This window comes from Massilia sp. UBA6681 (assembly GCF_002454935.1).
GTDB classification, from domain to species: Bacteria; Pseudomonadota; Gammaproteobacteria; order Burkholderiales; family Burkholderiaceae_D; genus Telluria; species Telluria varians.
Genome location: NZ_DKJX01000092.1, coordinates 1 through 20,999 on the forward strand (window position 1 = coordinate 1; position 20,999 = coordinate 20,999).

A 20,999-nucleotide genomic window follows, 5' to 3' on the forward strand; every position below is an offset into this window, starting at 1 on the left:
CTTAACTGAACGGCATTACCCGGAGGCGCCTTGGCTTTGCTTACTGCTTGAGCGTGCGCTCGAACAGCTGGTAGATCCGGCGGTACTGGTCATACCATGCTTCCGGCTGGACGTAGGCGTGGCGCTCCAGCGGGTAGCTGGCCAGTTCCCAGTTGTCCTTCTTCAGTTCGATCAGGCGCTGGGCCATGCGCACCGAGTCCTGGTAGAACACGTTGTCGTCGACCATGCCGTGCGCGATCAGGAGGTGGCCCTGCAGCTTGTCGGCGTACTCGATCGGCGACGAGATGCGGTAGGCTTCGGGGTCGATGTCCGGCGTGTTCAGGATGTTGGCGGTGTAGCCGTGGTTGTAGGTCACCCAGTCCGTCACCGGACGCAGGGCGGCGCCCGACTTGAAGGTTTCCGGCGCGCGCATCAGGGCCATGAAGGTCATGAAGCCGCCGTAGCTGCCGCCGTACACGCCGACGTTCTTCGCATCGCCCTGGTGCTGCGCCACCATGTAGTTCACGCCGTCGATGTAGTCCACCAGTTCCGGATGGCCCATCTGACGGTAGATCGCGTTGCGCCATTTGGCGCCGTAGCCCTTCGAGGCGCGGTAGTCCATGTCGAGCACGACGTAACCCTTCTGCACCAGCAGGTTGTGGAACATCTGCTCGCGGAAGTAGTTCGGGTAGCGCTTGCTGACGTTCTGCAGGTAGCCGGCGCCGTGCACGAACATCACGACCGGGTACTTCTTGCCCGGTTCCAGCTGGGCCGGGCGGTACAGCTTGGCCCAGACCGGATCGCCGCCGGCGCTCGAGGGCACCGCCACGTACTGCGGCTCGACCCACTGGCGCGCCTTGAACTCGGCAGTGCGGGTATCGGTCAGCTTGGTTGCCGCGCCGCCGCTTACCGGCACCGTGGCCAGCTGGACCGGGGTGTAGCTGCTCGACCAGTGCACCAGCAGTTTCTTCTCGTCGGGCGACAGGGTGAAGCGCTCGACGCCGTCCAGGCTGGTGACTTCGCGGACCGTGCCGTTCTTCGCATCGACCGCGCAGACCTCGTAGTCGCCCGGCGTTTCGCGGTTGCACATCACATAGGCCATGCGGCCGTCGTGCGACCAGCGCACGTCCGAGGCTTCCCACTTGCCCGAGGTCAGGGCGCGAGCAGGACCGCCTTCGGCGGATTGGGTGTACAGGTGCGAGTAGCCGCTTTCCTCGGACAGGTACCACAGGGTGCGGTTGTCCGGCAGCCAGCCGAATTCGTTGTTGTCGTAGTTGACCCAGGCATTGTCGGTCAGGCGGTGCAGCGGCTTGAGCTTGGCGGCCTGCAGGTCGACGGTGGCGATCCAGCGGTCCTTGTTGTCCACCGCGCGCAGCATCACGGCGACGTTGGCGCCGTTGGCCGACCATTCGATCGCATCGGCGCCGTCGATGACGCGCAGCGCGCGGTTGCCCTTCAGCGGCTCCTTCTTGGCGGCGGCGCGCAGCTCGGCCAGCGGGTCGACGTTCACGCCCGGCAGCACGTCGAAGGACAGGTCCTGCACTTTGTTGGTGCGCAGGTCGACCAGCTTCAGTGCATGGGGCGCCGGCATGTTGCGGCCGACGCGGGTGCGCTGGTCGTCGAATTCCTCGTAGCCCGATTCGGTCACGTAGCGCGGCATCTTGCCGACGCGGCCCTTGTCGCCGTTCTTCGGCGCGGTGACGACCAGCAGCCAGCGGCCGTCGGGCGACAGCACGCTGCTCTCGATCGCGACCTTGTCGCCCAGGTAGACCGGGGCCGGGGGCAGGGTTGGGTCGACGCGGCGCTGCTCGTTCATGCGCTCGCGCAGCGCATCGCGGTCATCCTTCTGGCGCTTGAGGTGGGCCATCAGGCGCAACTGCTGGTCGCGCAGCGCGTCTTCCTCGTTCACCGCCGGGTCCTTGGCGGCGCGCGGCAGCGCGACCGGGCCGACCACGCGGCTGGCGCGGTCCCAGCCGTACCAGTCGGTGCCGATGCGGTAGTAGACCGTGCGTTCGTCGTGCGAATACTGGAGCGCGTCGAGCTTGGTGGCGCCGCGGGTGATCTGCACCAGCGCGCCGCTCTTCAGGTCGCGCTCGAACAGGTCGCCGTTACGCAGCATCAGGGCGCGGGTCTGGGCCGGGTTGTAGATGACGTCGTTGCCGTCGATCTTTGCCGCCTCGGCGTCGCTCACCAGCTTCGGCTTGCCGCCCTGGCTCACCTGCCAGGTGTCGCGGATCGGCGAGCCGGTGCGCTTCTGTTTATAGAACACCTGCTTGCTGTCCCAGCTCCACCAGGCGTTTTCCACCGGCGTGCCGATCCAGTCGGGGTGGGCCATGGCCTGGTCGAGGGTGATGGGCGTGGATGCCGCCGCCGGCAGCGCCGGCAGGGTCAGGAGCGCTGCGAAGATCGTGAGTGCTGGTGTACGCATCGTGTTGTAGGAGCTGAAGTAGAAAGGAGGTTGGCTTTCTTGCCAGAAAATGCGACTTGCATTCTAGCTCAGCATTTCACGCTGCGGGGCATGTGGAGAACGGACCTGCTAAAAAAGAACGCGCCGGCGTACGTACATACGTACAACCGGCGCGTGCATATAAATACTGCTGTTGCGTCGCAGCGTTCAGGCCGCCTTGCCCGGGCGCTTTGCCGGACGCAGGAACAGGGCTAGGCGTACGACCAGGGCCGTGAGGGCGCAGACGCTCAGGACGGTGTCGAGCAGGTCCATGCTCAGCCGCGCACCGCAGGCGCCCAGCCGCCGTGCGCGGCATAGAGTTCGATCGAAAAGCTGCGCACTGCGGCGAGTGCGCTGGCGAAGAAGCGGCGGGTCGTGGTCATGGTGAATTCCCCTGTAAAGATTGCGATGTTGCGTTGCAGTATAAGGAGGATGGCGCCATAAATAAACTTTAGATTCGTGATTCCTTCGATACAGATGATGAATAATTGATGAAGTAACTCGGCCAGTGATATTTACGCTGCGAATGTCTCTTTGTTGCTACTGTGAATGGCTGAGGGTTCGAAAGGGGGGAATCGCGGAGCTGGATCGGTTCTTGCATGACATACCGGCATGAAATCGACTGGCTGTGTAGCACCTCATCTGCGGATCGTCGTCGTCAATCCCGCAACACCCCCCGGCGCGCAGCGCGACGCGGCGCTCGCCGGGCAGGCCCAGCGCAGCGCCGCGCTGCGGATCGGCCTGCTCGAATCGGGCTACGACCTGGTCGCCTCGCTTCCCGCCGACGTGTTCCTGCCCGAGCGCGTCGCCCAGCTGCAGCCGGACATGATCATCGTCGACAGCGAATCCGACGCGCGCGACGTCCTCGAGCACATCGTGATCGCCACCCGCGATGCGCGCCGCCCCATCGTGCTGTTTACCGAAGACGACGCGCCGGCCAGCATGGACGCCGCCCTGGACGCGGGCGTGTCCGCCTACATCGTGGCCGGCCTGCAGGCCGAGCGTGTGAAAGCGGTGCTCGACGTCGCGCTGGCGCGCTTCCGGCGCGAGCAGAAGCTGCTGGACGAGCTGGAGGGCACGCGCCAGAAGCTGGCCGAGCGCAAGACCGTCGACCGCGCCAAGGGCCTCCTGATGACGCGCTACCGGCTCACCGAGGACCAGGCCTACCAGCGCCTGCGCAGCATGGCCATGAACAAGAACCTGAAGCTGGCGGAGATCGCGCAGCGGCTCATCGATGTGGAAGACCTGCTCGGCTGATGCCGGCGGTGCGAAAGACAGGAACCCTATGACAGGCATTGGCAAGGAAAGCGGCGGCGCGTGGATCGCCGGCTCGGACAAACCGGAAAGAACATTGGTCCGCATCGGCTACCTGCCGCTGGCGGACTGCGCGCCGGTGGTGATGGCATCCGTGCTCGGCTTCGACGAACTGTACGGGATCAAGTTCGAACTGAGCCGCGAGCTGTCCTGGACCGGCATGCGCGACCGCCTGGTGGGCGGCGACATCGACGCCGCCCACGTCCTGTATGGCCTGCTGTATGGCCTGCAGATGGGCATCGGCACGCGGGCCCGCCAGATGGCCGTCCTGATGAACCTGAACCGCAACGGCCAGGGCATCACGCTGTCGCGCGCGCTGGCCGCCAGGGCTCCCGACGCGGCGGCGCTGGCGCGGCTGGTGCGCGCCGGCGCACTGCGCCCCACCTTCGGGCATACCTTCCCGACCGGGAATCACGCGATGTTCCTGTATTACTGGCTGGCGGCGGCGGGCATCGATCCTCTCGCGGACTGCAAGCTGGTCACCGTGCCGCCCGGCCAGATGGCGGCCAGCCTGGCGGCCGGCCACATGGACGGCTTCTGCGCCGGCGAGCCCTGGGGCCAGCGCGCGGTGCGCGAAGGCGCCGGGCTGCTGTCGGTGTCGAGCGAGGAGATCTGGCCCGATCATCCGGGCAAGGTGCTGGGCACGGGCGCCGATTTCGCAGCAAGCCACCCGAATACCTGCCGCGCCCTGGTCGCCGCATTGCTCGAAACGGCGCGCTGGCTGGATGCCTCGCGCACCAACCGCGAGGCCGCTGCCGAAGTGCTGGCCAGCCCGGCCTATGTGAATGCGGACAGGGACGTGCTGCAGGTCTGCCTGGCCGGGCGTCCCGGCAAGGCGTACGCCACGGGGGCCTGGCGCGGCCACAATGGCCTGCATTTCTTCGCCGACGGCGAGGCCAGCTTTCCCTGGCTGTCGGACGGCATGTGGTTCCTCACCCAGCAGCGCCGCTGGGGCCTGTTGCGCGCCGATCCGCCCTATGCCGCGATCGCGCGGGAGGTCAACCGCATCGACCTGTATCGCGATGGGGCGGCAATGGCAGGCGTGGCTGTGCCGGAGAGCGCCATGCGTAGTTCGACCCTGCTCGACGGCCGCGTCTGGGACGGCAGCGACCCGGCCGGCCATGCCGGATCGGTGCAGTGTGCTGCCTGAACCGGTGCGCAAGCCTGCATCATTAGCGCGCATGTTGCACCGCAATGTAGCGCGTGATCCCGTCGGATACATGCGCTTCCCTCTGGGAGCAAGGTGGCACGCCTCTTGCTGTTAAGACGATACGGATCAATGGCGATCCTCTTCACTTTTTCGTCGGCCTAACGAGGGGCCGGCAACCAGGACAACGGCGTCCGCGGCTCGCTGCCATCACGGCAGGAGCGCGGACGCCGTTTTGTTTTTCAAAGGAAGAAACATGGCCAATACATTGGACAACAAGGCAGACAGCATCAAGCTCTTCTCGTTCGACACGGCGCCGATGCGCGCCTTCCACCTGACCTGGGTGGCCTTCTTCATCTGCTTCTTCGCCTGGTTCGCCTGCGCGCCGCTCATGCCGGTGATCAAGGGTGAATTCGGCTTGTCGATGGAGCAGATCGCCAACATCAACATCGCGGCGGTCGCCATCACGATCTTCGTGCGCTTGCTGATCGGCCCCCTGTGCGACCGCTTCGGTCCGCGCAAGGCCTACACCGGCCTGCTGCTGCTCGGTTCGATCCCGGTGCTGGGCGTGGCCATGGCGCAGAGCTATGAAAGCTTCCTGCTGTTCCGCCTCGGGATCGGTGCGGTCGGCGCCAGCTTCGTCATTACCCAGTACCACACCTCGGTGATGTTCGGCCCGAAAGTGGTCGGCACCGCCAATGCGGCCGCGGCCGGCTGGGGCAACAGCGGCGGCGGCGCGGCCCAGGCCCTGATGCCGCTGCTGCTGGTCGCCGTCACCATGCTGGGCGTTTCGCAGGCCCTGAGCTGGCGCGTGGCGCTGGTGGTGCCGGGCCTGATGATGATCGCGATGGCCTTCTTCTACTGGCGCTATACCCAGGACTGCCCGGCCGGCAACTTCGACGACATGCGGGCGCGCGGCGAAGCGCTCCCCGGCGGGAAGGGCGGCTGGGCGAGCTTTCGCGACGCCTGCCGCAACCACCGCGCCTGGCTGCTGTTCGTGACCTACGGCGCCTGCTTCGGCATCGAGATCTTCATCCACAACATCGCCGCCGTGTACTACGTCGAACACTTCGGCCTGTCGCTGGGCGCGGCCGGGCTGGCGGCCGGCAGCTTCGGCCTGCTGGCCCTGTTCGCCCGTGCGCTGGGCGGCTGGCTGTCGGACCGCAGCGCCCGTGGCGGGAACCTGAACAGCCGCGTCACCGTGCTGTTCGTGCTGATGATCGGCGAGGGCCTCGGCCTGCTGTGGTTCGCCCAGGCCGACGGCGTGGTCTATGCGGTGATCGCCATGCTGTGCTTCGGCCTGTTCACCCACATGGCCTGCGGCGCCACCTATGCGCTGGTGCCGTTTGTTGCGCCCAGGGCGCTGGGCGGCGTGGCCGGCATCGTCGGCGCCGGCGGCAACGTCGGCGCGGTGGCGGCCGGCTTCCTCATGAAAGGCACGGGCGACATCGCCCAGACCCTGACCATCCTGAGCGTGCTGGTGCTGGCTTCGAGCCTGTGCGCCATCGCCGCCCGTTTCACCATGACCGCCAGCGAGGCCAGCCCGGCCGCACCGGCGGCCACCGCAGCATAAGGAGTAACGCAATGCATATCGTCGTCGTCGGCCACGGCATGGTGGGCCATAAATTCGTCGAAACCCTGGTTGCCAGCGGGGATCCGGACCTGCGCGTGACCATCCTCGGGGAAGAAGCGCGTCCCGCCTACGACCGGGTCCACCTGTCCGAATTCTTTGCCGGGAAAAGCGCGGAAGACCTGTCGCTGGTGGCGCCCGGCTTCTTCGACAACGCGCAGCTCACGCTGCGCCTCGGCGCCCGCGTGACCGGCATCGACCGCGACGCGCGCCAGGTGATGCTGGCCGAAGGCGAGCCGGTGGCCTACGACAAGCTGGTGCTGGCCACCGGCTCCACGCCCTTCGTGCCGCCGGTACCGGGAGCAAGCCGCAAGGACTGCTTCGTCTACCGCACCATCGACGACCTGGAAGCGATGAGCGAGTGCGGCGCACGCTCGCGCACCGGCGTGGTGGTGGGGGGCGGCCTGCTCGGCCTGGAATGCGCCAAGGCGCTGCGCGACCTCGGCCTGCAGACCCACGTGGTCGAGTTCGCGCCGCGCCTGATGGCGGTGCAGGTCGACGAGCCCGGTGCGCGCGTGCTGCGTAACAAGATCGAGGAACTGGGCGTGCAGGTGCACACGCAGAAGAACACCCTCGCCATCGTCGACGGCGAGGAGGGCACCCACCGCATGCAGTTCGCCGACGGCAGTCACCTGGATGCCGACATGATTGTGTTCTCGGCCGGCATCCGCCCGCGCGACGAACTGGCGCGCTCGAGCGGCCTGGCGCTCGGCCAGCGCGGCGGCATCGTGATCGACGAGCGCTGCCTGACGTCCGACCCGCATATCTACGCGATCGGCGAATGCGCGCTTTGGAATGGCCAGCTGTTCGGCCTGGTGGCGCCCGGCTACGACATGGCGCGCACCGCGGCCAGGCAGATCCTCGGCCTGGAGTCCGGTTTCACGGGCGCCGACATGAGCACCAAGCTGAAACTGATGGGCGTCGACGTGGCCAGCATCGGCGACGCCCACGGCGCCACCGCCGGCAGCCGCAGCTACCAGTTCCTGGACGAGCGCAAGCAGGTGTACCGCAAGATCGTCACCTCCGAGTGCGGCAAGGTCCTGCTGGGCGCCGTGCTGGTGGGCGACGCCGCTTCTTACGGCGAACTGCTGCAGATGATGCTGAACCGATTGGCGCTGCCGGCTTCCCCCGAAGTGCTGATCCTGCCGGCGCTGGAAGGCGCGGCGCGCCCGGCCCTCGGTGTGGACGCGCTGCCGGCCAGCGCCCAGATCTGCTCCTGCAACGACGTCTCCAAGGGCGCGCTGTGCGAAGCGGTGGCGGGCGGCGCCGGCACGATCGGCGCGCTCAAGAGCTGTACGAAAGCCGGCACCGCCTGCGGCGGCTGCGTGCCCCTGATGACTCAGGTGATGAATGCCGAGCTGTCGCGCCTGGGCGTGGAAGTGAAGGACCACCTGTGCGAGCACTTCGCCTGCTCGCGCCAGGAGCTCTACCACCTGGTGCGCGTGGAAGGCATTCGCAGCTTCGGCGAGCTGATTGCGCGCCATGGCAAGGGACTCGGCTGCGACGTCTGCAAGCCGGTGGTGGCCAACATCCTGGCGTCCAGCTGGAACGACTTCGTGCTCAAGCCGGAGCACGCCAGCCTGCAGGACTCGAACGACTACTTCCTCGGCAACATCCAGAAGGACGGGACCTACTCGGTGGTGCCGCGCATGCCGGGCGGCGAGGTGACGGCCGATGGCCTGATCGCGGTGGGACAGGTGGCCAAGAAGTATGGCCTGTACACCAAGATCACCGGCGGCCAGCGCGTCGACCTGTTCGGGGCGCGCGTGGAGCAGCTGCCGAACATCTGGGAAGAGCTCATCGCCGCCGGCTTCGAGTCGGGCCATGCCTACGGCAAGTCGCTGCGCACCGTGAAATCCTGCGTCGGCTCGACCTGGTGCCGCTACGGCGTGGGCGACAGCCTGGCCTTCGCCATCGCGCTCGAGAACCGTTACAAGGGCCTGCGCGCGCCGCACAAGATCAAGTTCGGCGTCTCCGGCTGCACCCGCGAGTGCGCCGAAGCCCAGGGCAAGGACGTCGGCCTGATCGCCACCGAGAAGGGCTGGAACCTCTATGTCTGCGGCAACGGCGGCATGAAGCCGCGCCACGCGGAGCTGATCGCTTCCGGCATCGACGACGAGACGGTGGTGAAGCTGGTCGACCGCTTCCTGATGTTCTACGTGCGCACCGCCGGCCGCCTGCAGCGCACCAGCGTGTGGCGCGAGAACCTCGAAGGCGGGCTGGATTACCTGAAGGCGGTGGTGGTCGACGACAAGCTGGGCATCGGCGCCGAGCTGGAAGCGCAGATGCAGCACGTGGTCGACACCTATGCCGACGAATGGAAGGAAGCCGTCACCAATCCGGACGTGCGGCGCCGCTTCCGCCACTTCGTCAACAGCGAGGCGCTTGATAACAACGTCGTGTTCGTGCCGGAGCGCGGCCAGATCCGCCCTGCCAATCCCGAGGAACGGCGCGGCCGCGTCATCCCGATTGCCGCCAGCGCGGCCTGACCCCGATTGAGGAGATAAGACATGCACCGAGACCTGCAACTTCAGAACTGGACCGCCGTCTGTGCCCTCGACGAGATCGTGCCGGACACCGGCGTCTGCGCACTGCTGGACGGCCGCCAGGTGGCCGTGTTCCGCGTCGGCAGCGACGAACCGCGCGTGTTCGCCATCGACAACTTCGATCCGAATGCGCAGGCCGCCGTGCTGTCGCGCGGACTGGTCGGCAGCATCGGCGAACGCGTCGTGGTCGCTTCGCCCATCTACAAGCAGCATTTCGACCTCCACAGCGGCGAATGCCTGGAAGCGCCCGAGCACTCGGTCGCCAGCTACCCGGCCCGCGTGGAAGGAGGCAAGGTATGGATCGCACCGTAAAACCGAAGCTGGTCGTGGTCGGCAACGGCATGGCCGGCATGCGCACCGTCGAGGAATTGCTCAAGCTCGACGCCGGCATGTACGACATCACGGTGTTCGGCGCCGAGCCGCGCGTGAACTACAACCGCATCATGCTCTCGCCGGTACTGGCGGGCGAGAAGAAGCCTGATGACATCATCCTGCATAGCCGCGCGTGGTATGCCGAGAACGGCATCGTGCTGCACGCGGGCGACCCGGTGGTGGCGATCGACCGTGCGCGCCGCATCGTGCGCGCCCGCTCCGGCCTGGAAACGGCCTACGACCGCCTGCTGCTGGCCACCGGCTCCAGCCCCTTCATCGTGCCGGTGCCGGGCGCCCAGCTGAGCGGCGTGGTGGGTTTTCGCGACCTCGACGATGTCGATCTGATGTTGGCCGCGGCACGGCGCGGCGGCAGTGCGGTGGTGATCGGCGGCGGCCTGCTCGGCCTGGAGGCGGCCAACGGTCTGCTGCGCCAGGGGATGAACGTGACCGTCGTGCACTTGACGAGCAGCCTGATGAACCAGCAGCTCGACTCGGCCGCGGCCCTGCTGTTAAAAAGCGCGCTGGAACGGCGCGGCCTGCGCATCCTGCTCGGCGCGCAGACCCAGGCGATCCTGGGTGATGGCAAGGTGGAAGCGGTGCGCTTCGCCGACGGTAGCGAGGTGCCGGCCGACCTGGTGGTGATGGCCGCCGGCGTGCGCCCCAACGTGGCGCTGGCACGCGAGGCCGGCCTGCACGTCGAGCGTGCGATCGTGGTCGACGACACCCTGCAGACCTACGACCCGCGCGTGTATGCGGTGGGCGAATGCGTCCAGCACCGCAAGGCCACCTTCGGCCTGGTGGCGCCGATCTGGGACCAGGCGCGCGTCTGCGCCGCCCACCTGGCCGGGCTCGGCCATCGCCGCTACGTGCAGCAGGCCACCGCCACCAAGCTGAAGGTCACCGGCATCGACCTGTACTCGGCCGGCGACTTCAGTGGCCTGGAGGGCAGCGAAGACCTGGTGCTGCGCGATCGCCATGCCGGCGTGTACAAGCGCCTGGTGCTGATGGGGGGGCGTGTGACCGGCGCGGTGCTGTACGGCGACGTGTCGGATGGGCCCTGGTACTTCGACCTGATCCAGCGCGGCACCGACGTTTCAAGCATCCGCGACCGGCTGCTGTTCGGCCCGACTCTGTGCGAGGCTGCCTGATGGGTGTTCCGACGATCCCGATCGCGGCGGCAGTCCGCACCACCTGTCCCTACTGCGGCGTCGGCTGTGGCATCAAGGCGACGCCGATGGCGGACGGCGCCCTGATCGAGGGCGACCCGGAGCACATCGCGAACCGCGGCCGCCTGTGCGTCAAGGGTGCGGCGCTGGGCGAGACGCTCGGCCTGGACGGGCGCCTGCTGGCGCCAGCCATCCGCGAGGACGGCAGGCTGCGCCAGGTCGGCTGGGAGGAGGCGATCGACAAGGTCGCCTCCACGTTCGCAGCCATCATCGCCGAGCATGGCCCGGACGCGGTGGCGATGTACGTCTCCGGCCAGCTGCTGACTGAAGACTACTACGTCGCCAACAAGTTCATGAAGGGCTTCGTGGGCAGCGCCAACATCGACACCAATTCGCGCCTGTGCATGTCGTCCAGCGTGGCCGGGCACAAGCGCGCCTTCGGCGAAGACCTGGTGCCCGGCTGCTACGAGGACTTCGAACTGGCCGACCTGATCGTGCTGGTCGGTTCCAACGCGGCCTGGTGCCACCCGACGCTGTTCCAGCGCATCGTCAAGGCCAAGGAAGCGCGGCCCGGCTTGCGCATCGTCGCGATCGATCCGCGCCGCACCGCGACCTGCGAGCTGGCCGACCTGCACCTGCCGGTCAAGGCGGGCACCGACGTCTGGCTGTTCAACGGCCTGCTCAGCTACCTGGCGCGGACCGGCGCGGCCGACGAGGCCTTCGTGGCCGCGCATACGGCCGGCCTCGAGGCAGCCCTTGGCCTGGCCGATGCCTGCGCCGACATCGACCTGGTAGCACGCACCTGCGGCATCGATCCGCGCCAACTGGTCGAGTTCTACGAGCTGTTTGCCGCAACCGACAAGGTCGTCACCGCCTTCTCGCAGGGCGTGAACCAGTCCTCCAGCGGCACGGACAAGGTCAACAGCATCATCAACTGCCACCTGCTCACCGGCCGGATCGGCAAGCCGGGCATGGGGCCGTTCTCGCTGACCGGCCAGCCGAACGCCATGGGCGGTCGCGAAGTGGGCGGCCTGGCCAACATGCTGGCCAGCCACCTGGAGCTCGAGCAGCCGGCCCACCGCGAGGCGGTGCGCAGCTTCTGGGATGCCCCGCGCATCGCCGACAAGCCGGGCCTGAAGGCGGTGGACCTGTTCCGCGCCATCGAAGCGGGCAAGGTGAAGGCCGTGTGGATCATGGCGACCAACCCGGTGGTCAGCCTGCCGGACGCCGACCAGGTCCGGCGCGCCCTGGAGCGCTGCGAGCTGGTGGTGGTCTCGGACATGAGTCCGGATACCGATACCGCCGCGCTGGGACATGTGCTGCTGCCCGCGCTGGGCTGGGGCGAGAAGGATGGCACCGTCACCAATTCCGAACGCTGCATCTCGCGCCAGCGCGGCTTCCTCCCGAGGCCGGGAGAAGCGCGCAGCGACTGGCAGGCGATCTGCCAGGTGGCCCGGCGCATGGGTTTCCGCGGCTTCGATTACGCGCACGTGCACGAGATCTTCGACGAGCATGCCCGGCTCTCTGGCTGGCGCAACGGGGCAGGGGAGCTGCCGCGCGCCTTCCGCATCGACGGCCTGGCCGGCATGGACCGCGCCGCCTACGACGCGCTGGAGCCCTTGCAATGGCCCGTCCTGCGCAGCGGCGAGGGAACGACGCGCCTGTTCGCCGACGGCCGCTTTGCCCATCCTGACGGCAGGGCGCGGTTCGTGGCGAGCGCGCCGCGCCTGCCGGCCAATGCGCCGGGCGGCGAGTTCCCGCTGGCCCTGAACACCGGCCGCCTGCGCGACCAGTGGCACACCATGACCCGGACCGGCAAGTCGCCGCGCCTGGCCGCTCACGCACCCGAACCTTTCGTGGACCTGCATCCGCACGACGCCCTGCTAAGTGGCGTGCGCGAAGGCGAGCTGGCGCGCGTCACCAGCCGCTGGGGCGCGATGGTGGCGCGGGTGGCGCACAGCGGCGGCATCGCGCGCGGCGCCGCCTTCATCCCGATCCACTGGAACGGCCAGACCGCCTCGGATGCGCGGGTCGGCGCCGTGGTCAATCCGGACGTCGACCCGGTGTCGGGCGAGCCCGAATTCAAGCATACGCCGGTCCGGGTCGAGCCTTTCGGGGTGGCCTGGCATGGCTTCATCCTGTGCCGCGAGGAGTTGGACCTGGGGCGCGTCGCCAACTGGACGCGCGTGCGCGGCGCCGGCTTCGTGCGCTACGAACTGGGCGGCCGCGAAGCGGTCTCCCCACGCTGGGCACGCGCGCTGCTCGGGGCGGGCGAGGACGCGGACTGGATCGAATACGAGGACAAGGCCGAGGGCATGCTGCGCTGCGCCTTGCTGGTCGACGGGCGCTTGCAAGCCTGCCTGTTCGTGTCGCGCCGCCCGGACCTGCCGGCCCGCACCTGGCTGGGCGGCCTGTTCGCCCAGGACTTGCTGTCGGCAAAGGAACGGGCCACGCTGCTCGCGGGCCGTCTGCCTGCGCAGGGCGCCGATCCGGGCCCGACCGTCTGTTCGTGCTTCGGCGTGGGCCGCAACACGATCTGCAAGGCGATCGAGGAACACGGCTTGCGCGATGCCGCGGGCGTGACCGCCTGCCTGCGCGCCGGCGGCAATTGCGGTTCCTGCCTGCCGGAGATTCGGCAACTGCTCGGCTTTACTTCGCCGCCACCTGGGCGCCGCTCGCCAGGTAGTTGAGCGCCATCAGCATCGCCGTGTGGGTATCGTGGCCGCATGCGTGCATGACGTCGACCTCGCGTCCCTGGTAATTGCCCTTGGCCCTGGAGGCGAAGGGCAGGCCGGCCGGCTCCTTGACCGGCAGCGCATCCATGTCGGCGCGCAGCGCCACCGTCCTGCCCGGCTTGCCGCCCTTGAGGATGCCGACCACGCCGGTGATGCCGATCCCGGTGCGCACCTCCAGGCCCAGCTGGCGCAAGTGGTCGGCCACGAGCTTGGCGGTGCGGGTTTCCTGGTTCCCGAGCTCGGGATGCTGGTGGATGTCGCGCCGCCACTTGATCAGCTGCGGCTCGACCGCGGCGGCTCGACCGCGGCGGCGCGCTTGCGGACTTGCTGCTCGCTTGCGCTCGGCTCGGCGGCGTGCGCCGCATGGGAGAGGATTACCGCTGCCAGTGCGGCAGGGAACAGTCGCGAGATTCGCATGGCGAGCCCCTATGGACGTAGCCGGAACACTCCTGCGCATGTCGCCGAGGCGCGCATGCAGGGCGCATGAATTTCGAGCGGTGCGCGCCCATGAAAAAAGCCAGATCAGCTGACGCTGGATCTGGCTTTTTCGAATTCGGTGGTCGGGGTGAGAGGATTCGAACCTCCGGCCTCTACGTCCCGAACGTAGCGCTCTACCGGGCTAAGCTACACCCCGACTGTTTGAGACTTCGTTACCGAAATCTCGGGAAGGCATTACTATATTCGGCTCAATGGTTCCTGTCAACAGCGAAACTGCAGAGCTGCTGCAGACTCGCCTTGTAGACGCTTTCTGGCAGGCCGGAAATTGCCTCGGCCGCGCGGCGCGCAGCCTGTTCCGCCTGCTGGCGGGTGTAGTCCAGTGCGCCGCTCGAGGTCACCGCCGCCAGCACCGCTTCGAACTGTTCCTCGTCGCCATGCTCGATGCAGCTGCGCACCAGCTGGCGCTGTTCCGGCGTACCGTTTTCCATCAGCCAGATCAGCGGCAGGGTGGGCTTGCCTTCGCGCAGGTCGTCGCCCAGGTTCTTGCCGATCTCGGCGGCGTCGCCGGCGTAGTCCAGCACGTCGTCGATCAGCTGGAATGCCGTGCCCAGCGAACGGCCGTATTCGCCGGCCGCGGCGATCTGCTCGTCATCGGCGCCGCCCACCAGGGCGCCCAGCTCGGCAGCCGCCTCGAACAGCTTGGCGGTCTTGGAGCGGATCACCTTCAGGTAGCTTTCATGCGTCACGTCCGGATCGTGCATGTTCAGCAGCTGCAGCACTTCGCCTTCGGCGATCACGGTGGTGGCGCGCGACAGGATGCTCATCACGCGCATGTTGTCGAGGCTGGTCATCATCTCGAAGGAGCGCGAGTACAAGTAGTCGCCCACCAGCACCGAGGCGGCGTTGCCGAACAGGGCGTTGGCCGTCTGGCGCCCGCGGCGCATCGAGGATTCGTCGACCACGTCGTCGTGCAGCAGGGTCGCGGTGTGGATGAATTCGACCACTGCCGCCAGCTCGTGGTGGGCCGTGCCCTTGTAGCCGTAGGCATTGGCCAGCAGCAGTACCAATACCGGCCGGATTCGCTTGCCGCCCGCGCTGATGATGTACTCGGCGATCTGGTTCACCAGGCTCACTTCCGACTGCAGTCGCTGTCGGATCACCGCGTTCACGGCCTCCATGTCGGTGGCGATCGATTGGGCGATGGTGTTCTGGGCGTGTTGGGTAGCAGCTGACAAGGCGAACCTGCAATAAACGGTGAGTATTTGGTTAAGTGCCGAGATTATACGTCATGCAAGGGAAGGGCGTCCCACGGATGGCTTATCACTCTCAAGCACGAGCGAAAGTCCGGCTGAAACTTGGCATTGTGCTACGACGGCAACACCATCCGCAGCGAATCGTCAAGGCCTTTTGACGCGCTGCAGCGATTTATGTATAATCCCCTGTTCCCCGGCTTCCGAACAGCCCAGCGTCTCGACGCCGGTGGGATTCTTTTAAACATTTGATGAGGTTTCAATCATGTACGCGGTCATAAAAACCGGTGGCAAGCAATACAAAGTTGTCGCTGGCGAAAAACTCAAAGTAGAACAGATACCTGCTGACATTGGTTCCGAACTCACCATCGATCAAGTTCTCGCGCTCGGCGCGGGCGACAGCATCAAGTTTGGTGCTCCGCTGGTCGAAGGTGCCTCGGTCCTGGTGAAAGTTGTTTCCCACGGTCGCCACGACAAGGTCCGCATCTTCAAGATGCGCCGTCGTAAGCACTACCAGAAGCGTCAGGGCCATCGCCAGAACTTCACCGAAATCCAGGTGGTGTCGATCAACGGCTAATCCCGTTCGATCCACCAAGTTCATTCATCAAGGAGCAAATAAATGGCACACAAAAAAGGTGGCGGTACTACCCGCAACGGCCGTGACTCAGAAAGCAAACGCCTTGGCGTGAAAGTCTACGGCGGCCAGGCGATCAACGCCGGCGGCATCATCATCCGTCAACGCGGCACCCCGGTGCGCGCTGGCGCCAACGTCGGCACCGGCAAGGATCACACCCTGTTCGCGCTGGTCGACGGTACCGTCAAGTTCGTCAAGCAAGGCGTGGGCTCGAAGCAGTTCGTGACCGTCGTTGCCAACGAAGCAGTCGCTGCTTAAGTAGTTACTCGCGCCGCTCGACGCGGCGCTTCTTTGCAAGGCGCAAGCCTTCCATCGAAAGGCTCTGCCCACGGTAGGGCCTTTTTAGTTTTTATCGGTCATCATCATGAAGTTTATCGACGAAGCAAGAATTGAAGTCATCGCCGGCGACGGCGGCAACGGGTGCGCCTCGTTCCGCCGCGAGAAGTTCCGCCCATTCGGCGGCCCGGACGGCGGCGACGGCGGCAAGGGCGGCTCGATCTACGTGGTGGCCGACCGTAACATCAACACCCTGGTGGACTTCCGCTATTCGAAGACCCATCACGCCCGCAACGGCGAACCGGGCCGCGGCTCGGACTGCTACGGCAAGGGCGCCGAAGACGTCTACATGCGCATGCCGGTCGGCACGCTGATCGTGGACGACGTCAATGGCGAGATCGTTGCCGACCTGACCGAACACGGCCAGACCGAACTGCTGGCCAAGGGCGGCGAGGGCGGCTGGGGCAACATCCACTTCAAGACCTCGACCAACCGCGCGCCGCGCCAGAAGACCGAAGGCAAGGCCGGCGAGCGCCGCACCCTGCGCCTGGAGCTGAAGGTGCTGGCCGACGTGGGCCTCTTGGGCATGCCGAACGCCGGCAAGTCTACTTTTATTACCGCCGTCTCGAACGCCAAGCCGAAGATCGCCGACTATCCGTTCACCACCCTGCACCCGAACCTGGGCGTGGTGCGCGTGTCGCACGAGAAGAGCTTCGTCATCGCCGACATCCCCGGCCTGATCGAAGGCGCGGCCGAAGGCGCGGGCCTGGGCCACCAGTTCCTGCGCCACCTGGCGCGTACCGGCCTGCTGCTGCACATCGTCGACCTGTCGGGCTTCGACGAGAAAGTCGATCCGGTCAAGGAAGCCAAGGCCCTGGTCAAGGAGCTGGAAAAGTACGACGAAGAGCTGCTGAACAAGCCGCGCTGGCTGGTGCTGAACAAGCTCGACGTGGTCGATGAAGCCGAGCGCAAGAAGCGCGTCAAGGACTTCGTCAAGCGCATGGCCTGGAAAGGGCCGGTGTTCGAGATCTCGGCACTGAATCGCGAAGGCTGCCAGGACCTGGTCAATGCGATCTACCTGCACCTGGAAGAAAAGCGCACCAGCGATCAACGTGCCGAAGAAACCACCATGACCGAGGAAGCGCGCGGCATCAATTCGATCGACCCGGACGATCCGCGCTTCAAGATCCTGGAAGACTAAGTTGCCTGGGGCAGCACTGACTCGCAGCTGGCTGCGTAGCCAGCTGCTGCAGCTCGTCGCCACCGCCAGTTCGCTGGCGGCGCTGGCGGCCATGCTCGATCCCGACCGTATCGCGTCGGCGATGGGCATCTTTCTCGTCGGCGTGAACGGCTACAGCCAGTTCTACGCCATCTACGTGGGCATGCGCCTCGCTACCGCGATGCTGGCGCTGCTGGCATCGAGACAGGGCGACCAGCCCCTCCTCGTCGACCTCACCGCATTGTTCCTCCTGGCCCAGCCGGCCGGGCGCCTCGTCGCCGCTTTCGCGATCGGGCTGCCGAAGGGGGTATTATTAGCAGTCTGCGCGGTCGAGTTGTTGGCAGGACTTTCCCTGCTGGCCTTACGGCCGCGAGGAAAATTCCTGTCACCATGACCTCAGCTCACCACTCAGCCTTCCAGCAAGCCTCCCGCATCATCGTCAAGGTCGGTTCCTCGCTCGTCACGGACGAGGGCAGGGGCCTCGACCACACCGCCATCGCCCGCTGGGCGGCCCAGATCGCCGCGCTGCGCAGCCTGGGCAAGGAAGTCGTGCTCGTGTCTTCGGGCGCGATCGCCGAAGGCATGCTGCGCCTCGGTTTTGCCTCACGCCCGACTGACATCCACGAACTGCAGGCCTGCGCCGCCGTGGGCCAGATGGGCCTGGCCCAGATCTACGAAACCAGCTTCCACACCCACGGCGTCAAGACCGCCCAGGTGCTGCTCACCCACGCCGACCTCGCCGACCGCGAACGCTACCTGAACGCGCGCTCGACGCTCACCACCCTGCTGCGCCTGGGCGTGGTCCCGATCATCAACGAGAACGATACGGTGGTCACCGACGAAATCAAGTTCGGCGACAACGACACCCTGGGCGCGCTGGTGGCCAACCTGATCGAGGCCGACGCGCTGGTGATCCTGACCGACCAGCGCGGCCTGTTCTCCGCCGATCCGCGCAAGGACCCGGACGCGCGCCTGATCGGGGAAGCGCAAGCGGGCGATCCGCAACTGGAAGCGATGGCCGGCGGGGCCGGCTCGAGCATCGGGCGCGGCGGCATGCTGACCAAGGTGCTGGCTGCCAAGCGTGCGGCGCGCTCGGGCGCCCACACCATCATCGCCTGGGGCCGTGAAGAAGACGTGCTGGTGCGCCTGGCCGGCGGCGAGATGATCGGCACCCAGCTCACCGCGCCGACCGGCCGCCTGACCGCACGGCGCCAGTGGATGATCGACCACCTGCACACCACCGGCGAAGTCGTGATCGACGCCGGCGCCGCGCAGAAGCTGACCCGGGAAGGCAAGTCGCTGCTGCCGATCGGCGTGGTCGCGGTGCGCGGCGAATTCGGGCGCGGCCAGGTGATCACCTGCATCGACGAAGGGGGCAAGCCGCTGGCGCGCGGACTGACCAACTACACCAGCAGCGAAGTGCGGCGGATCATGCGCCATTCGTCGGCCGAGATCGAACGCATCCTGGGCTATGTCGAGGGGCCTGAATTGGTGCATCGGGACAATCTCGTCCTGCTTTGATGCAAACTTGCACCCCGCTGGTGCGCGCGTTGCTGTCGAGCTACACATCAGGCGGGTCAAAGAACGGACAGCCGATTGCGGTTTTGCCTGGTAGTTACAGAATACGTAAACTACCGGGCATTCGCAGGTTGTCACCCTGCTCACCCGAGAGCTGTCCATGAAACTCAGTCGTAAACTCCCCCTCGGCTTCGCCGCCGTCACCCTGGTCGTCGCCTGCGCCGGCTTTTTCGGCATGAGCCAGTTGAATCATGCGCTGGATACCTATCGGGCCGCGGTGCTGCAATCTACCCAGGCGGAGCGCGTGGAAAGCCTGCTCTCGCATTTCCGCCTGCAGACCCAGGAATGGAAGAACACCTTATTACGCGGCAAGGACGAAGAACAGCGCGCCAAGTACTGGAAGGCTTTCCAGAAGAGTGAAGCCGAGCTCGCCAAGGCAGTGCAAGAGCTGAGCGCCGCCATGCCGGATGGGGAAGTGCGCGCGCTGCTGGGGCAGTTCGGCCAGGCGCATGCGAAGATGGGCGAGGGCTACCGCCGCGGCTTCGCCGACTTCACCGCCGCCGATTTCGACGCGGCAGCCGGGGACAAGGCCGTCAAGGGGATGGACCGGGCGCCGGCCGAACTCCTGGTCAAGGCGCAGGAAGCGATGAGCAAACATACCGTCGCCACCGCACTGGAGGCGGAAGCGGTCGGCACGCGCGCGACACTGGTCGGTTATTCCCTGATGCTGCTGGGCGCGGTCGCTGCCGTCGCGGCCGGCGTCTTCATTTCGCGTTCGATCACGCGTCCGCTCGGGGCAGCCGTCGAAGCGGCGCAGAGCGTCGCCTCGGGCGACCTGCGCACCACAATCGCGGTACGCACCGACGACGAAACCGGCCAGCTGCTGCAGGCCTTGAACCACATGACCGGCAGCCTGCAGGCCATCGTGGCGCAGGTGCGCAGCGGCACCGAGACCATCGCTGTCGCTTCCGACCAGATCGCACGCGGCAATCTCGACCTGTCGAGCCGCACCGAGCAGCAGGCCGGCGCGATCGAGGAAACCGCCTCGTCGATGGAAGAAATCACCTCGACCGTCCAGCAGAACGCCGACAACGCGCGCCAGGCCAACCAACTCGCCGTCTCGGCCTGCGAAGTCGCCGCGAGGGGCGGCCAGATGGTGGAGCAGGTGGTCGGCACCATGGCCTCGATCAGCGCGTCCTCGCGCAAGATCGTCGAGATCATCAGCGTCATCGACGGCATCGCTTTCCAGACCAATATCCTGGCGCTGAACGCGGCGGTGGAAGCGGCGCGCGCCGGTGAGCAGGGCCGCGGTTTTGCGGTGGTCGCGGGCGAGGTGCGCAACCTGGCGCAGCGCTCGGCGATGGCGGCCAAGGAAATCAAGGAACTGATCGACGATTCGGTGGCGCGCGTCGATGCCGGCAACCGCCTCGCCGGCGAGACCGGCGCCACCATGATTGATGTCGTCACCAGCGTGCGCCGCGTGATGGACATCATCGCCGAGATCAGCACCGCCAGCGCGGAGCAGGGCGCCGGCATCGCCCAGGTCAACGTCGCCGTCGGCGAGATGGATACGGTAACGCAGCAGAACGCGGCGCTGGTGGAGGAAGCCGCGGCGGCTGCGCAGGAGCTGCACGACCAGTCACAGGCGCTGAACGAGCTGGTTGCGGTGTTCAAGGTAGAGGATACGCGGCAGGTACGCAAGGCGCTCCCTGGCCGCTCGCCTGCAAGGCTGATCGCTTGAAGCCAAGATAACAGACCACGAAACCGACTACGCCTCTCGCTGTCGCCCACGCGCAGCTCGACGCCTACAACGCCAAGGATCTCGACGCCCTGATGGCCACCTATGCGCCGGACGCGCAGCAGCTCGCGCTGCATGGTGCGCCGCTGGCTGAAGGTCATGCGCGCCTGCTCACGCGGCAGGTAGCCGGCAACTTCATTACCGACCTCGAGATCGCGACCCGCAACTTCCCGGAAAGCCGCGGCACGGTGGAGCTAGACTCTAGTCGAACTTCATGTGCGCGCAAGTGTCGAATCATGACTATGGAAAGCACATTGGGCGTTGGACACGCAGCGAAACTGCTAGGACTCACGGCCAAGACGCTGCAGCGCTGGGAGCGCGAGGGGCGGCTGGTCCCCGACGGCGCGCACCGCCAGTACCCGCCGGCGTTATACCGAGAGCCGGCTGCGCGCGGCGTTGGAGAGTAAGCATGCTGTTGGCGCACCGGATCAGAATTGATCCTACGCCTGAGCAGCGCGGCTATTTCGCGCGCGCGACCGGGACCGCCCGCCGGGTCTGGAACTGGGCGCTCGCCGAATGGCAGCCCCACGG

The 20,999-nt window shown here is 66.7% G+C and carries 17 protein-coding genes, 1 tRNA gene and 1 pseudogene; 15 read left to right on the forward strand and 4 right to left on the reverse strand.

All coding sequences use genetic code 11. From position 1 onward, the window contains the following. Window positions 1–40: 40 nt before the first annotated feature. A complete protein-coding gene (locus tag B2R83_RS16440) occupies window positions 41–2,407 on the reverse strand; it encodes a S9 family peptidase (RefSeq protein ID WP_292043543.1) in 2,367 nt (788 codons plus the stop codon). 630 nt (window positions 2,408–3,037) lie between these two features. On the opposite strand from B2R83_RS16440, the gene B2R83_RS16445 reads away from it, so the two are divergent. The 7 genes from B2R83_RS16445 to B2R83_RS16475 all read left to right on the forward strand — a co-directional run bounded on the left by B2R83_RS16445 (window position 3,038) and on the right by B2R83_RS16475 (window position 13,290). Next, window positions 3,038–3,682, forward strand: coding sequence for an ANTAR domain-containing response regulator (locus tag B2R83_RS16445; RefSeq protein WP_027865923.1), 645 nt, complete (start codon window positions 3,038–3,040; stop codon window positions 3,680–3,682). 28 nt (window positions 3,683–3,710) lie between these two features. Then, a complete protein-coding gene (locus tag B2R83_RS16450) occupies window positions 3,711–4,889 on the forward strand; it encodes a CmpA/NrtA family ABC transporter substrate-binding protein (RefSeq protein ID WP_292043548.1) in 1,179 nt (392 codons plus the stop codon). Between the two features lie 265 nt (window positions 4,890–5,154). Further along, on the forward strand, window positions 5,155–6,459 hold the full coding sequence (locus tag B2R83_RS16455; RefSeq protein WP_292043577.1) for an MFS transporter: 1,305 nt from the start codon (window positions 5,155–5,157) through the stop codon (window positions 6,457–6,459). An 11-nt stretch (window positions 6,460–6,470) separates the two neighbouring features. Continuing rightward, entirely contained in the window at window positions 6,471–9,005 is a 2,535-nt protein-coding gene (gene nirB / locus B2R83_RS16460; protein WP_292043550.1) for a nitrite reductase large subunit NirB, read from the forward strand. A 21-nt stretch (window positions 9,006–9,026) separates the two neighbouring features. Beyond that, a complete protein-coding gene (nirD, locus tag B2R83_RS16465) occupies window positions 9,027–9,374 on the forward strand; it encodes a nitrite reductase small subunit NirD (protein ID WP_292043552.1) in 348 nt (115 codons plus the stop codon). Beyond that, window positions 9,359–10,582: an NAD(P)/FAD-dependent oxidoreductase gene (locus B2R83_RS16470; RefSeq protein WP_292043555.1), complete on the forward strand. Its 1,224-nt coding sequence runs from the start codon at window positions 9,359–9,361 to the stop codon at window positions 10,580–10,582. Before nirD ends, B2R83_RS16470 begins: the two co-directional genes overlap by 16 nt. Continuing rightward, complete coding sequence (locus B2R83_RS16475; protein WP_292043557.1) at window positions 10,582–13,290, forward strand: nitrate reductase; 2,709 nt, start codon at window positions 10,582–10,584, stop codon at window positions 13,288–13,290. The genes B2R83_RS16470 and B2R83_RS16475 overlap by 1 nt, the downstream gene beginning before the upstream one ends. Here the strand turns inward: B2R83_RS16475 and B2R83_RS16480 are convergent. From B2R83_RS16480 to ispB, 3 genes and pseudogenes are all read right to left on the reverse strand, one after another. Further along, window positions 13,271–13,792, reverse strand: a pseudogene (locus B2R83_RS16480) (M20/M25/M40 family metallo-hydrolase); the annotation flags it as partial. The gene B2R83_RS16475 and the pseudogene B2R83_RS16480 overlap by 20 nt on opposite strands. A 100-nt stretch (window positions 13,793–13,892) precedes the next feature. Beyond that, a tRNA-Pro gene (locus B2R83_RS16490) sits at window positions 13,893–13,969 on the reverse strand. 52 nt (window positions 13,970–14,021) lie between these two features. Next, window positions 14,022–15,008 (reverse strand): octaprenyl diphosphate synthase, encoded by a 987-nt coding sequence (gene ispB, locus B2R83_RS16495; RefSeq protein WP_209587988.1) that lies wholly within the window; start codon window positions 15,006–15,008, stop codon window positions 14,022–14,024. 280 nt (window positions 15,009–15,288) lie between these two features. Here ispB and rplU point away from each other — a divergent pair, with 280 nt between their 5' ends. The 8 genes from rplU to B2R83_RS16535 form a co-directional block, all read left to right on the forward strand. Continuing rightward, window positions 15,289–15,600, forward strand: coding sequence for a 50S ribosomal protein L21 (gene rplU / locus B2R83_RS16500; RefSeq protein ID WP_027865917.1), 312 nt, complete (start codon window positions 15,289–15,291; stop codon window positions 15,598–15,600). Between the two features lie 42 nt (window positions 15,601–15,642). Further along, window positions 15,643–15,915 (forward strand): 50S ribosomal protein L27, encoded by a 273-nt coding sequence (gene rpmA / locus B2R83_RS16505; RefSeq protein WP_005668438.1) that lies wholly within the window; start codon window positions 15,643–15,645, stop codon window positions 15,913–15,915. Window positions 15,916–16,021: 106 nt separating this feature from the next. Continuing rightward, on the forward strand, window positions 16,022–17,134 hold the full coding sequence (cgtA, locus tag B2R83_RS16510; RefSeq protein WP_209587989.1) for an Obg family GTPase CgtA: 1,113 nt from the start codon (window positions 16,022–16,024) through the stop codon (window positions 17,132–17,134). 1 nt (window position 17,135) lies between these two features. Further along, window positions 17,136–17,546 carry a hypothetical protein gene (locus tag B2R83_RS16515; RefSeq protein WP_292043568.1) on the forward strand — a complete coding sequence of 137 codons (411 nt, stop codon included), beginning with the start codon at window positions 17,136–17,138 and terminating at the stop codon, window positions 17,544–17,546. Beyond that, entirely contained in the window at window positions 17,543–18,673 is a 1,131-nt protein-coding gene (gene proB / locus B2R83_RS16520; protein WP_292043570.1) for a glutamate 5-kinase, read from the forward strand. Before B2R83_RS16515 ends, proB begins: the two co-directional genes overlap by 4 nt. A gap of 157 nt (window positions 18,674–18,830) precedes the next feature. Then, a complete protein-coding gene (locus tag B2R83_RS16525) occupies window positions 18,831–20,411 on the forward strand; it encodes a methyl-accepting chemotaxis protein (protein WP_292043573.1) in 1,581 nt (526 codons plus the stop codon). Window positions 20,412–20,503: 92 nt separating this feature from the next. Then, the gene (locus tag B2R83_RS16530; RefSeq protein ID WP_292043575.1) at window positions 20,504–20,875 is read left to right on the forward strand and encodes a MerR family transcriptional regulator; all 372 of its coding nucleotides are present in this window, start codon (window positions 20,504–20,506) and stop codon (window positions 20,873–20,875) included. Between the two features lie 2 nt (window positions 20,876–20,877). Further along, window positions 20,878–20,999: helix-turn-helix domain-containing protein (locus B2R83_RS16535; protein WP_292043581.1), on the forward strand; the 122-nt coding region annotated here is incomplete at its 3' end.

Coding starts and splice junctions, on each gene's coding strand:
- B2R83_RS16445 (WP_027865923.1), top strand. CDS start 3,038: ATGAAATCGACTGGCTGTGTAGCACCTCATCTGCGGATCGTCGTCGTC.
- proB (WP_292043570.1), top strand. CDS start 17,543: ATGACCTCAGCTCACCACTCAGCCTTCCAGCAAGCCTCCCGCATCATC.
- B2R83_RS16530 (WP_292043575.1), top strand. CDS start 20,504: ATGGCCACCTATGCGCCGGACGCGCAGCAGCTCGCGCTGCATGGTGCG.
- nirD (WP_292043552.1), top strand. CDS start 9,027: ATGCACCGAGACCTGCAACTTCAGAACTGGACCGCCGTCTGTGCCCTC.
- B2R83_RS16475 (WP_292043557.1), top strand. CDS start 10,582: ATGGGTGTTCCGACGATCCCGATCGCGGCGGCAGTCCGCACCACCTGT.
- rplU (WP_027865917.1), top strand. CDS start 15,289: ATGTACGCGGTCATAAAAACCGGTGGCAAGCAATACAAAGTTGTCGCT.
- B2R83_RS16440 (WP_292043543.1), bottom strand. CDS start 2,407: ATGCGTACACCAGCACTCACGATCTTCGCAGCGCTCCTGACCCTGCCG.
- B2R83_RS16470 (WP_292043555.1), top strand. CDS start 9,359: ATGGATCGCACCGTAAAACCGAAGCTGGTCGTGGTCGGCAACGGCATG.
- B2R83_RS16450 (WP_292043548.1), top strand. CDS start 3,711: ATGACAGGCATTGGCAAGGAAAGCGGCGGCGCGTGGATCGCCGGCTCG.
- B2R83_RS16525 (WP_292043573.1), top strand. CDS start 18,831: ATGAAACTCAGTCGTAAACTCCCCCTCGGCTTCGCCGCCGTCACCCTG.
- nirB (WP_292043550.1), top strand. CDS start 6,471: ATGCATATCGTCGTCGTCGGCCACGGCATGGTGGGCCATAAATTCGTC.
- cgtA (WP_209587989.1), top strand. CDS start 16,022: ATGAAGTTTATCGACGAAGCAAGAATTGAAGTCATCGCCGGCGACGGC.
- rpmA (WP_005668438.1), top strand. CDS start 15,643: ATGGCACACAAAAAAGGTGGCGGTACTACCCGCAACGGCCGTGACTCA.